12 protein-coding genes and 1 rRNA gene are annotated in these 11,567 nt (G+C 71.9%); 10 read left to right on the forward strand and 3 right to left on the reverse strand.

Going from position 1 to position 11,567, the window contains the following annotated elements; all coding sequences use genetic code 11:
* The 9 genes from rrf to ACZ60W_RS29635 form a co-directional block, all read left to right on the forward strand.
* A 5S ribosomal RNA gene (gene rrf / locus ACZ60W_RS29595) occupies positions 1 to 91 on the forward strand; the annotation flags it as partial.
* A 67-nt stretch (positions 92 to 158) separates the two neighbouring features.
* The gene (locus tag ACZ60W_RS29600; RefSeq protein ID WP_469758454.1) at positions 159 to 806 is read left to right on the forward strand and encodes an HAD family hydrolase; all 648 of its coding nucleotides are present in this window, start codon (positions 159 to 161) and stop codon (positions 804 to 806) included.
* 43 nt (positions 807 to 849) lie between these two features.
* Positions 850 to 2,049: an MFS transporter gene (locus ACZ60W_RS29605; protein WP_469758455.1), complete on the forward strand. Its 1,200-nt coding sequence runs from the start codon at positions 850 to 852 to the stop codon at positions 2,047 to 2,049.
* Positions 2,018 to 3,193: an acetoin utilization protein AcuC gene (locus ACZ60W_RS29610; protein ID WP_469758456.1), complete on the forward strand. Its 1,176-nt coding sequence runs from the start codon at positions 2,018 to 2,020 to the stop codon at positions 3,191 to 3,193. The genes ACZ60W_RS29605 and ACZ60W_RS29610 overlap by 32 nt, the downstream gene beginning before the upstream one ends.
* Positions 3,194 to 3,344: 151 nt before the next feature.
* Positions 3,345 to 4,160, forward strand: a complete 816-nt coding sequence (locus tag ACZ60W_RS29615; protein ID WP_469758457.1) for a phosphatase — start codon at positions 3,345 to 3,347, stop codon at positions 4,158 to 4,160.
* Between the two features lie 127 nt (positions 4,161 to 4,287).
* Entirely contained in the window at positions 4,288 to 4,497 is a 210-nt protein-coding gene (locus ACZ60W_RS29620; protein ID WP_030223786.1) for a helix-turn-helix domain-containing protein, read from the forward strand.
* A 164-nt stretch (positions 4,498 to 4,661) separates the two neighbouring features.
* A complete protein-coding gene (locus tag ACZ60W_RS29625; RefSeq protein ID WP_003948845.1) occupies positions 4,662 to 4,760 on the forward strand; it encodes a 30S ribosomal protein bS22 in 99 nt (32 codons plus the stop codon).
* Between the two features lie 139 nt (positions 4,761 to 4,899).
* A complete protein-coding gene (locus ACZ60W_RS29630; protein ID WP_469758458.1) occupies positions 4,900 to 5,991 on the forward strand; it encodes an NAD-dependent epimerase/dehydratase family protein in 1,092 nt (363 codons plus the stop codon).
* Between the two features lie 16 nt (positions 5,992 to 6,007).
* Entirely contained in the window at positions 6,008 to 7,054 is a 1,047-nt protein-coding gene (locus tag ACZ60W_RS29635) for a lysophospholipid acyltransferase family protein (RefSeq protein ID WP_469758459.1), read from the forward strand.
* 70 nt (positions 7,055 to 7,124) lie between these two features.
* On the opposite strand, the gene ACZ60W_RS29640 is transcribed toward ACZ60W_RS29635, so the two are convergent.
* From ACZ60W_RS29640 to ACZ60W_RS29650, 3 genes are all read right to left on the reverse strand, one after another.
* Positions 7,125 to 8,357: a DUF5667 domain-containing protein gene (locus ACZ60W_RS29640; RefSeq protein ID WP_469758460.1), complete on the reverse strand. Its 1,233-nt coding sequence runs from the start codon at positions 8,355 to 8,357 to the stop codon at positions 7,125 to 7,127.
* Between the two features lie 307 nt (positions 8,358 to 8,664).
* On the reverse strand, positions 8,665 to 9,450 hold the full coding sequence (locus ACZ60W_RS29645) for an ECF subfamily RNA polymerase sigma factor, BldN family (protein WP_469758461.1): 786 nt from the start codon (positions 9,448 to 9,450) through the stop codon (positions 8,665 to 8,667).
* Between the two features lie 482 nt (positions 9,451 to 9,932).
* Positions 9,933 to 10,892: an HAD family hydrolase gene (locus tag ACZ60W_RS29650; RefSeq protein WP_469758462.1), complete on the reverse strand. Its 960-nt coding sequence runs from the start codon at positions 10,890 to 10,892 to the stop codon at positions 9,933 to 9,935.
* 149 nt (positions 10,893 to 11,041) lie between these two features.
* Between ACZ60W_RS29650 and ACZ60W_RS29655 the strand changes: the two genes are divergently transcribed.
* Positions 11,042 to 11,323, forward strand: coding sequence for a glutaredoxin family protein (locus ACZ60W_RS29655; protein ID WP_469758463.1), 282 nt, complete (start codon positions 11,042 to 11,044; stop codon positions 11,321 to 11,323).
* Positions 11,324 to 11,567 lie beyond the last annotated feature (244 nt).

The raw sequence follows: 11,567 nt of genomic DNA on the forward strand, positions 1-11,567 counted from the left end.
GCCCGGTTACATTCCGAACCCGGAAGCTAAGCCTTTCAGCGCCGATGGTACTGCAGGGGGGACCCTGTGGGAGAGTAGGACGCCGCCGAACAATTTTTAGCCTCAACCCCCGGACATCGTCCGGGGGTTGAGGCATTTTTGCGTTCTAGGCTGTGGTCATGCGATACGACCTGGTCATCTTCGACAACGACGGTGTGCTCGTGGACAGCGAGCCGATCTCCAACACGCTGCTGGCCGGCTATCTGACGGAGCTCGGGCACCCGACGACGTACGAGGAGTCGGTGCGGGACTACATGGGGTCGGCGATGCACCGGATTCACGACCTGGTGGAGGAGCGGACCGGGCAGAAGCTGCCGGCGGGGTTCGACGAGACGTTCCACGGGCGGGTCTTCGAGGCGTTCCGGGCGGAGTTGGAGCCGGTGGCCGGGGCCACGGACGTGCTGAAGGGGCTCGTCGCGGCGGGGGTGCCGTACTGCGTGGCGTCCTCGGGGAGCCATGAGCGGATCCGGGTCGGGCACCGGAAGACCGGGCTGGACGCGTGGTTCCGGGACGAGATCGTGTTCAGCTCCGAGGACGTGGGGCGGGGCAAGCCGGCGCCGGACCTGTTCCTCCACGCCGCGGAGCGGATGGGGGTGGTCCCGGGGCGGTGCGTGGTGATCGAGGACAGCCGGCTCGGGGTCCAGGCGGCGCTGGCGGCCGGGATGGACGTGTACGGGTTCACGGCGATGACCCCGGAGGAGAAGCTCGCCGGGGCCGCCGGGTTCTTCGGGAGGATGGACGAGCTGCCCGCGATTTTGGGCCTGTGATCCATCTACCCAGCGGTAGGTTCCGGCCATACGCTGTGCCGCTATGACGGATGCGCGGTTGCGGCGTGGGCGGGGAGCCCTGGCGGTCAGTTTCTTCGTGCAGGGGGTCACCTTCGCCCTGCTCGTGACCCGGATCCCGGCGATCCAGGACCGGTACGGGATATCCGACGGGCTGCTGCCGGCGTTCCTGGCCGCCGTGCCGATCCTGGCCGGGGTGGCGAGCGTGGCGACCGAGAAGGTCGTCGCCCGGGTGGGGCCCGCGGTGGTGCTGCGGTGGGCGCAGCCGTTCGTGCTGCTCGCGCTCCTGGCGGTGGGCGCCGGGTCGGAGCTGTGGCAGGCGGCCGTCGCCCTGGGGCTGTTCGGGCTCGCCGTCGGTGCGCTGGACGCCTCGATGAACATGCTCGGGGTCAGTCTCCAGAGGGCGTACGGGCGGAGCATCATGCTCGGCTTCCACGCCTCGTACAGCCTCGGCGGAATCGCGGGGGCCTCGCTGGCCTGGGTGGGTGCCCACTGGCACCTGTCGCTGTTCGTGTCGTACCTGCCGGTCGTGGCCGTGCTGCTGCCCGCGGCGTTCGTCGGGAGCCGTTGGTACGTGGCCGGTGGGGACGGGCCGGCGGAGGAGGCGGCGGCTGCCAAGGGGAGCGGGATCGCGTTCCGGCTGCTGCTGCCGCTGTGCCTGGTGATGACCTTCGCGTACATCGGGGACTCCACGGTCTCCAACTGGAGCGCCAAGTACCTCCAGGACGTGCTCGGCAGTTCGGAGGAGGTGGCGACCGTGCCGTACAACGCGTACATGGTCACGACGCTGCTCGGGCGGGCCGTGGGGGACCTGGGGGTGCGCAGGCTCGGGGCCGCGGCGGTCGTGCGGGGCGGGGCGGTGCTCGCGGCGCTGGGGTTCGCGGTGGTGTCGGTGGCGCAGGGGGCCTGGGTGGGGATCGCGGGGTTCACGGTCCTGGGGTTCGGGCTGAGCGTGATCGTGCCGCAGACCTTCGCGGCGGCCGGGCGGCTGTTCCCGGGGTCGAGCGACGCGGCGGTGGCGCGGCTGAACGTCTTCAACTACGTGGGGTTCCTGGTCGGGTCGCCGTTGGTGGGGGCCCTGGGGGACGCGTGGAGCTATCGGGGGGCGATGCTCGTGCCGATGGTGCTGGTCCTGGTGACGGTGGCGTACGCCACGTCGTTCGGCTCGCGGGAGGCCCGATACGGTGGCGGTCATGAGCGGCCGCGCACTGTTGATGTGGGATGAAGCTGTCACGCAGTACGACTTCGGGTCCGAGCATCCGATGGATCCGGTACGGCTCGCGCTGACGATGTCGCTGGTGCGGGCGTTCGGCCTGGACGGGGCGGTGGACGTGGTGTCGGCGAAGCCGGCCGGGGACTCCACGCTGCGGTTGGTGCACCGTGAGGACTATGTGGCCGCGGTGCGGGCGGCGTCGGCGGATCCGCGCGGTGCCGACCAGGGGTACGGGCTGGGCACCGTCGACGACCCGGCGTTCGCCGGGATGCACGAGGTGTCGGCGCTGATCGCGGGGCAGTCGGTGGGGGCGGCGGAGGCGGTGTGGCGCGGGGAGGCCGCGCATGCGGTGAACTTCGCGGGCGGTCTGCACCACGCGATGCCGGGCTCGGCCTCGGGGTTCTGCATCTACAACGACGCCTCGCTGGCGATCGCGCGGCTGCTCGAACTGGGCGCGGAGCGGGTCGCGTACGTGGACGTGGACGTGCATCACGGCGACGGGGTGCAGGCGGCGTTCTGGGACGATCCGCGGGTCCTGACGGTGTCGCTGCACGAGCATCCCCGGACCCTGTTCCCGCAGACGGGGTGGCCGGAGGAGACGGGCGCGGCGGGGGCCGGCGAGGGCGGGGCCGTGAACGTGGCGCTGCCGGCCGGGACGGGGGACGCGGGGTGGCTGCGGGCGTTCCACGCGGTGGTGCCCGAGCTGCTCGCGGACTTCCGGCCGCAGGTCCTGGTGACGCAGCACGGGGCGGACACGCACTTCGAGGATCCGCTGGCGCACCTGGCGGTGTCGCTGGACGCGCAGCGGGCGGTGCAGGAGGCGTGTCACGAGCTGGCGCACGCGCATGCCGACGGGCGCTGGCTGGCGCTGGGCGGCGGCGGGTACGCGGTGGTGGACGTCGTGCCGCGGTCGTGGACGCATCTGGTGGGGATCGCGGCGCACGCGCCGGTGGACCCCGCGTCGGTGATCCCGTCGTCGTGGCGGGACGAGGTGTACGCGCGGACCCGGCAGTTGGGGCCGGCGCGGATGACGGACGGGCGGTGGCCGGTGGGCTTCCGCGACTGGTCCGAGGGGTACGACCCGGCGGACCGGCTGGACCAGGCGGTGCTGGCGACGCGGAAGGCCGCCTTCCCGCTGCGCGGGCTGCTCGCCTAGGCGTCTCCTCCGGTCCCGGGGGGACGCGGCCGGGGTGGTCGTCCCCCCTTTCGGGGCGGCTGAGGGGACCGCACGGCCGTGGTTACGCCGACCGTGCGGTGTGCGGGGGGTTTCGACTCGGCGGCGAGGGTGTTCCGGCAGCATCGGAAGGGTGTTGAGTACCGGGGCGCTGCGGGCGCATCTGTTGGCGGCGGGGTTGGCGGGGACCGTGGCGACGTCGCGGGAGGAGAACCTGCGGAGCTACCGGCTCTTCGCCGCGCGGGATCCGCGGGTGCTGCTGGGGCTCGATCCGACCGGTGGGTGGGATGAGGCCGATCTGCTGAGGCTGATGGCGGACAAGTGCGGGGTGTCGGGGGATCCGGCGCACCGGACGGGGGCCGACGCCATCGATCCCGAGCGCACGTTGAGGGGGCTCGACGCCTTCGCCGGGCGGCTGGCCGCGGCGGCCGCGGGGCGGGTCCCGGTGCTGTTCGGGACGGGGCACCCCCACCGTCTGCTCGGTTTCTACGTCGCTCTCGCAGACGCTTTGTCGGCGGCGGGATGTCTTGTCCTCACCCCGGCGCAGGGGAGATGTGTCGACATAACGACCCGGTTCGGCGTACGCACGTACCTCCTCGACTACGTACGGGGGGTCGCGCTGGTACGGGAGCCCGGACCGCCCGGGGGAGGGCGTGAGCGGGGGGCGCATTCCCACTCGCCGTTGCCGGTCAGGGCCGCGCTGGAGAGCGCGGCCGAGGCCGGCGGGCCGCTGCCGGAGCTCGTGGTCGGGGATCACGGCTGGGTCTGCGGTGCTGGTCAGCTGGGTATCGAGGCCATCGGGCTGGCCGATACGGATGATCCGGCGCTGTTCGTCGGTGAGGCGGAGGGGCAGGTGTCGGTGGCGGTCCCCCTGGACGACGGCGTGCGCTCCGCCTCCTACCGTCCTCTCACGCGCTATGTACTCAATCGAGCGTGTCTGTCACGGTAAACGGCCGATGGCAGCTCCTCTTCCCCACTCGTACCACCCGCCCCTAGTCTGGAGAGTGAGCGCTCGGCGACGAAGAGTCACCGGAGGGGAAGCCGGTGGGCGTCGCGGCGGAAGGTACAGGTGGGTCATGGCTGCTGGCGATCGACCTCTCAACGAGGTCAAGTTTCTGACCGTGGCGGAAGTCGCCTCGGTGATGCGCGTCTCGAAGATGACCGTGTACCGCTTGGTGCACAGCGGTCATCTGCCGGCGATCCGGGTGGGCAGGTCCTTCCGGGTGCCGGAACAGGCGGTTCACGAGTACCTGAGGGAGTCCTTCGTGGGGGTGGGGACCGCGTAGCGAGCGCGCGGCCGTAACGCCGGGAGACCTCCGTACGGCCCTCGGATTACAAGCCCGGTGCTCGGGACGGTAGGCTAGGCCGACGTAGGTCGTGTGGGCCCAGACGCCCCGCACCGATCCCCGCCGGGAGGCGGGGATGTTCCGAGAAGTGAGCGAGGGTAGTCGTGGGCTCTGTTATCAAGAAGCGGCGCAAGCGGATGGCGAAGAAGAAGCACCGCAAGCTGCTCAAGCGCACGCGCGTTCAGCGTCGCAACAAGAAGTAAGGCGACCGCTGCACCGCAGCATTTCGTGCGTCAGGCGTGGCCCTTCACCGTTCGCGGTGGAGGGCCACGTTTTTTATCGCGCGGAAATCCGGAGGCGCTACGGTGGCGACCAAAGGAAGACGGACGGAAGGCGCGGATCTTGGGCAAGGTCGTGCTCGTCACCGGTGCCGCCCGGCATCTGGGCGGCCGCTTCGTGCGGCGGATCCAGCGGGACCCCGAGGTGGACCGGGTGATCGCCGTGGACGCGGTCGAGCCGCAGCACCAGCTCGGCGCCGCCGAGTTCGTCCGCGCCGACATCCGGCGGCCGGAGATCGCGAAGGTCCTCGCCGAACACGACGTCGACACGGTGGTCCACCTCGACGTCACCGGCACCCCGCTCGGCGCCGGCGGCCGGACGTCGGTCAAGGAGACCAACGTCATCGGCACCATGCAGCTGCTGGGCGCCTGCCAAAAGTCGCCGCGGATCGGGCGGCTGGTGATCAAGTCCAGTACCGGCGTCTACGGTGCCGCGCCCCGCGACCCGGCCGTCTTCACCGAGACGACCCCCGCCAAGTCGCTGCCGGGCGGCGGCTTCGCGAAGGACGCCGTCGAGGTCGAGGGATACGTACGGGGCTTCGCCCGGCGCCGCCCGGACGTGGCGGTCTGCGTGCTGCGCTTCGCCAACATCCTCGGGCCCCGGATCGACTCCCCGCTGGCCGAGTACCTGGCGCTCCCGGTCCTGCCCACCGTCCTCGGCTACGACCCCCGGCTCCAGTTCGTCCACGAGGACGACGTCGTCGACGTGCTGCGCCTGGTGGCGCACGAGCCGCGCCGGTCCACCCTGAACAGCGGCACGTTCAACATCGCCGGGGACGGGGTGCTGCTGCTGTCGCAGTGCGCCCGGCGCCTCGGCCGGCCGACCGTGCCGGTGCTGCTGCCCGCGGTCACCTGGGTCGGCACGGCGCTGCGCACGGTCGGGATCACCGACTTCGCGCCCGAGCAGATCCGCCTGCTGACCCACGGACGGGTCGTCTCGACGGTCCAGACGCGCGAGGTCCTCGGCTTCACGCCGCGCCGGACCACGGCGGAGGCCTTCGCCGACTTCGCGCACAGCCGGGGGCCGGGGCTGCTGCCGCCCGAGCTGCTCGCCGGGGCCGTGGACCGGCTCGCCGGACGCCTGGGCCGCTCCGCGGCCGCCGCGCCGGCCGCCTCTCCCGTGACCCCTGTTCCCCCTGTTCACGACGGCGCCTGAGGAGACCGGACAAGCGATGGCGGACGCCAAGGTCATTCCGTTCGACGACGACCGGTCGCGGGCCCGGCGGCGGCCCGGGAGGGCCGACGGCGAGGCCGCGCCCGTACGGGCCCTGCCGGGGCCTCAGCAGGACGCCGGGGAGCCTGAGTCGGCCGGCCCGGCGACCGGCGCGCACGGCGGCGCGGACGGGCCCGCAGAGGGCTCCGGCGAGCGCGCCGGGGGCAGCGGCTGGGAGCGGCGGCTCGCGGGCGGGCTCGCGTTCCTCCGGCGCCGGATCACCGGCGAGTACGAGGTCGACGAGTTCGGCTACGACGAGGAGCTCACCGACCAGGTCCTCATGTCGCTGCTGCGCCCGCTGTACGAGAGCTACTTCCGGGTGGAGGTGAAGGGCGTCGAGAACATCCCGGCCGACGGCGGGGCGCTGATCGTCGCCAACCACTCGGGGACGCTGCCGCTGGACGGGCTGATGATGCAGGTCGCCGTCCACGACCACCACCCGGCCGGCCGGCACCTGCGCCTGCTCGCCGCGGACCTGGTCTTCATGCTGCCGGTCGTCAACGAACTGGCCCGCAAGGCGGGGCACACGCTCGCCTGCGCGGAGGACGCGGAACGGCTGCTGCGGTCCGGCGAGATCGTCGGCGTCATGCCGGAGGGCTTCAAGGGGATCGGGAAGCCGTTCGGGGAGCGGTACAAGCTCCAGCGGTTCGGGCGGGGCGGCTTCGTCTCGACGGCGCTGCGGGCCGGGGTGCCGATCGTGCCCTGCTCGATCGTGGGCGCCGAGGAGATATACCCGATGATCGGGAACGCCAAGACCCTGGCGCGGGTGCTCGGCTTCCCCTACTTCCCGCTGACGCCGACCTTCCCGTGGCTGGGTCCGCTGGGGGCGCTGCCGCTGCCGACGAAGTGGACCATCCAGTTCGGCGAGCCGATCCCGACGGACTCGTACGCGCCGGAGGCCGCGGAGGACCCGATGCTGATGTTCAACCTGACGGATCAGGTCAGGGAGCAGATCCAGCACACGCTCTACAAGCTGCTGGTGCAGCGGCGGTCGGTCTTCTTCTGACCGACCGCCTGCCGGCCGACGGGCATGAAGAAGGGGCGCCCCCCGTCCGTGGGGGCGCCCCTTCTCCTTGCTAGCGAGCGTCCTCGCTGTCGATGCCGAGGCCCGGAAGAAGGCCCGGCAGGAGTGGCGGAAGGGTGACGTCGGGGACGTCCGAGGTAGCCTGGCCGCCCGACGGGACGGACGGGGTCCCGGTCGGGGAGGGCTTGAGCAGCCCGCCGGCGCTGCCGCCGAGGAGACCGTCGTCCTCCGGGTCGACCGTGCCGCCCGCGCTCGGGCTGGTGCCCGTGCTCGGCCCGGACGGACGCGGCGGCGCGGAGTGGCCGCCGGGCGCGGTGGTGTCGCCGGACGGCGGACGCTGGGCGTCCGTCCCCTGGCCGCCGCCCGGGGAGCCGGGCCTGCTGCTCGGGTCGGCGGAACCGATCGCACCCTTCTCGGGGGTGCGGGGGAGCATCGACTGGAGCGGCTGGACGTCCTCGTCTATGGCGTCGAAGACGTGCGTCACCTCGCTGCCGACGTCCGCGAGCTGCACGGGCAGCCGGTCGCGGAGGCCGTTCCAGGCGTCCCGGTGGGCCTGGGCGAAGGAGTTGAGCCGTGCCATCGGGGCGATCTCGCCGTCCCGCTGGTACGCCTGGCGGAGCAGGCGGTGGCCTTCGCTGGCGTCGTGCTTCATTCCGCCCAGGACCCGGCGGATCTCGCCGAGGGACTCGTGGTCGAGGTCGCCCGCGCGGCCGCGCTCCATGAGCCTGCGGGCCTCGCTGAGGCGGGTGGAAGCCTGGTCGAGGTAGATGCCGCCGCGGTCCGCGTCGTCATCCGCCATGCCCAGCTTGATGTCCTCCATGCCCCGCTTGAGCCCGTAGAGCGAGTCGCCCGGCAGGGCGTCGGAGCTTGCGGCGGCCACCCCGCCGAAGGCTCCCGCCGCCACACCGACGGTGAGACCGCCGGCGGCGAGGCCCTTGGTCCAGCGGGAACGGGGGCGCAGCTTGCGGAGCGGGGAGGCCCGGTGGGTCCCCTTGCCGCCGGCCGTGCGCTGCTCCGGGACCATGGGGCCCCCGGCCGCGCTGCCCTCCATGAGCATCGCTTCCATGGCGGCGACGAGCTGGGCTCGTTGCACCACCTTGACCTCGGGGTCCAGCTGTGGCTTCGGCAACGCGCCGAGACCGTTCGCCAAGGCCGACAGCCGCCCCTGCTCGGCCGGTTCGGCCGGGGCTTCGGGCTGCTCGGCCGCCGCGCCCTCGGACGCCCGGTCCTCCAGGGCCTGGGCGAAGGCGTTCGCCCGCCGGTGCGCCGATACGTTCGCGATCACGGGCGGCACCTCCTCTCGTCATGATGGTCGACTCCCCGGGGTGTCCGGAGGGTTGCACACCTTGAGCGCATCCACACGAAAGAGTGAGTGGCTGCGGACATGGCGTGTCCACAGGGAGCCTGCATCCCGCACAACGAGCGGCGCGGCACTTGGGTTACGCGCGAAAGATGATCGGACCAGTGCGTCATCGAGGCGTCACCGACTGTGAGTTGGGCGGGGGTCGTGGGGGCGTGGGGAAAGACGTCGGAGTGGGGGGAGGGAGCGTGCCGGACGGGGCACGGGACCGCGTGTGGGGGGCGCGGAGCGGTCAGCGGGCGTCGTCCGGGAGGAGGCGGGCCAGGGTGCGGACGGCCCGGTACTGGAGGGTCTTGATCGCACCCTCGTTCTTCCCCATGACCCGGGCGGTCTCGGCGACCGAGAGGCCCTGGAGGAAGCGCAGGGTCACGCACTCCTGCTGCTGGGGGTTGAGGCGGCGGACGGCGTCGAGGAGGGCGGCGTTGGAGAGGGACTCCAGGACCGAGTCCTCGGGGCTGCGCTCGACCTCGTTGGCGTCGAGCATCTCGCCGGTGGTGACCTCGAGGCGGAAGCGGCTGGACTTGAAGTGGTCCGCGACCAGGTTCCGGGCGATGGTGACCAGCCAGGCGCCGAAGTCGCGGCCCTGCCAGGTGAAGGTGGAGATCCGGCGCAGGGCGCGCAGGAAGGTCTCGCTGGTGAGGTCCTCCGCCGTCGCCTTCCCGCCGACGCGGTAGTAGATGTAGCGGTAGACCGTGTCGCTGTACTGGTCGTACAGGCGGCCGAACGCCTCGGCCTCGCCGGCCTGGGCCCGCTCGACCAGGTCCATCATGCGGGCGCTGTCGCTGTCGGCGGTGGGCCGGCGGTGGGTGGTCGAGGTCGTGGATCGCGCGCCACGTCTGCCCACGGCGGCCCCGCCGTCGGCGAGGGCGTAGCAGGGCCCGACGGGTGCCGGTGCGGCGAAGGCGAAAGCGGGGACAGGGCCGGCGTACGCGGTGGGGACGAAGCCGCGCAAGAGGTCGAGGACCGTTGCGCGCAGCGTAGCCAGGCCCGAGGTGTCAACCCCGACGTGTGGGTACACGGGACTCCCAGAGGCAGAGCTTCCATCACGTGCAGTGCGGGACCGTTCACCCGTCGTGACGACGCGAGGGGTCCTTTGTGCGTCTGAGGAGAATAACGCTTCGTACAGGCAGCGCTACACCCAGTTGCTCAAATCACCGGTTCCGTCGTTTCCGTTACCGCTTGCAGTCGGAACAAGGCACGGTTAGTGACTAGTTGTTGATCGTTTTGCTTCCGAGTGTGACTGCGTGCGCGTTACGTTGTGTTCAAGTGCGCGACGTGTGCGTGATCGTGGCCGCTGCTGGGTAAGGAGTCCGGATTGCCTGGTGGTCGACGCGTGCGGGGGTGTTCGACCACGGACGGGTGAGGGCCGCTGGTCCGGGGTTGTCGCAGATGATCGCAGCCGAAACGTATCGGCAGGTGGGCGGCGCACCCGGAGGCCGCGGCCCCCGGGCCGCCCGGCGCGGCGGGCCCGGGGCGGACGGGGCGGGTGCCCCCGGGGTGTCAGTGGCGGCGGCGGTGCAGGGCGACCGCGGCGGCCGTCCCGCCGGCGAGGGCGCCGAGCCCCGCGGCCGCGGGGATGCCGACCTTCGCGGCCTTGCGGCCGGTGCGGTAGTCGCGCAGCCGCCACTCGCGGTCCCGGGCGTGCTTGCGCAGCTGGGCGTCGGGGTTGATCGCGTACGGGTGGCCGACGAGCGACAGCATCGGGATGTCGTTGTGCGAGTCGCTGTACGCGGCGCAGCGGGTCAGGTCCAGGCCCTCGGCGGTGGCGAGCGCCCGTACCGCCTCGGCCTTGGCCGGTCCGTGCAGGGGCTCCCCGACCAGCTTGCCGGTGTAGACGCCGTCCACGGACTCGGCGACCGTGCCGAGCGCGCCGGTCAGCCCGAGCCGGCGGGCGATGATCGTGGCCGTCTCGACCGGGGCGGCCGTGACCAGCCAGACCTTCTGGCCGGCGTCCAGGTGTGCCTGGGCCAGGCCGCGGGTGCCGGGCCAGATGCGGTCGGCCATGTACTCGTCGTAGATCTCCTCGCCGATCGACATCAGTTCGGCGACGCGGTGGCCCTTGACGATGGAGAGGGCGCTGTCGCGGGCGTCCTGCATGTGCTCGGGGTCCTCGACCCCGGCGAGCCGGAACCATGCCTGCTGCCAGGCGAAGCGGGCGAGTTCGCGGCGCTGGAAGAACTTCCGCTTGTAGAGGCCGCGGCCGAAGTGGAAGATCGCGGCGCCCTGCATGACGGTGTTGTCGAGGTCGAAGAAGGCGGCGGCCCTCACGTCGCCGACGACCGGGAACTCCGGTTCGGGCGGGGTCTCGGCCTCGGCCGCAGCCGCGGCCGCCTCCTCCTCCCGCTCCCGTTCCAGCTGGAGCGAGGACTTGCGCGCCGCCTCGGCAGCGGCCTCGCCTGCGAGGACGCTGCGCGCGGTGGCGGAGCGCCTACGGGGGGTGAGCCATCCCAGAGAGGCCATGTCGTGAGCATAGCCAGTCTGTTCGGTCCTACCCGACGTGTGACGATGCCAGGGCGTGAACAGTGTGGGGCTCCCCTGTTAATCGGGTGCCGCTCGGTCGCGGACGGGTCGCGCACGGTGGCGGGGCGCCGCCCGGCCGAGGGGACAGAATGGACGTCATGTTCGGACGGACGAAGAAGAAGGCCGACCCCGCGTCGCGCACCGTGACGCTGATCGGCAAGCCGGGGTGCCATCTCTGCGACGACGCCCGCGCGGTGGTCGAGGCGGTGTGCGCCGAGACGGGCGCACGCTGGGAGGAGAAGGACATCTCCCGGGACGAGGAGCTCCACCGGGCCTACTGGGAGCAGATTCCGGTCGTCCTGGTCGACGGCGAGCAGCACACGTTCTGGCGCGTGGACGCGGAGCGGCTCCGGCGCGAACTGGGTGCGTGACCGAAAGGCGGTTACCATCATGGACGTTTTGTTGGGTTTCGGGGGCGACGTCGTGAGAGGTGTGTGCGGTTTTGCCCCCTTCGGGTTCCCAACGCGCTGACACGCTCTCCGGTTCCGCGACGATGCGAACCGGCCGCGTGACCCCGGTCACTTTGGCCGGACAAAACGGACACCATCTTTGTGCACGCGTTCACAAAGACATAGCCTGCATTCGACGGGGCGGTCTTGGGACATATGGCCGCCT

Source organism: Streptomyces sp. NPDC104202 (genome assembly GCF_055584185.1).

What these genes read in the sequence shown, in the direction of transcription:
- ACZ60W_RS29605 (WP_469758455.1), top strand. Translation starts at nt 850, where the DNA reads ATGACGGATGCGCGGTTGCGGCGTGGGCGGGGAGCCCTGGCGGTCAGT.
- ACZ60W_RS29620 (WP_030223786.1), top strand. Translation starts at nt 4,288, where the DNA reads ATGGCTGCTGGCGATCGACCTCTCAACGAGGTCAAGTTTCTGACCGTG.
- ACZ60W_RS29600 (WP_469758454.1), top strand. Translation starts at nt 159, where the DNA reads ATGCGATACGACCTGGTCATCTTCGACAACGACGGTGTGCTCGTGGAC.
- ACZ60W_RS29610 (WP_469758456.1), top strand. Translation starts at nt 2,018, where the DNA reads ATGAGCGGCCGCGCACTGTTGATGTGGGATGAAGCTGTCACGCAGTAC.
- ACZ60W_RS29655 (WP_469758463.1), top strand. Translation starts at nt 11,042, where the DNA reads ATGGACGTCATGTTCGGACGGACGAAGAAGAAGGCCGACCCCGCGTCG.
- ACZ60W_RS29635 (WP_469758459.1), top strand. Translation starts at nt 6,008, where the DNA reads ATGGCGGACGCCAAGGTCATTCCGTTCGACGACGACCGGTCGCGGGCC.
- ACZ60W_RS29650 (WP_469758462.1), bottom strand. Translation starts at nt 10,892, where the DNA reads ATGGCCTCTCTGGGATGGCTCACCCCCCGTAGGCGCTCCGCCACCGCG.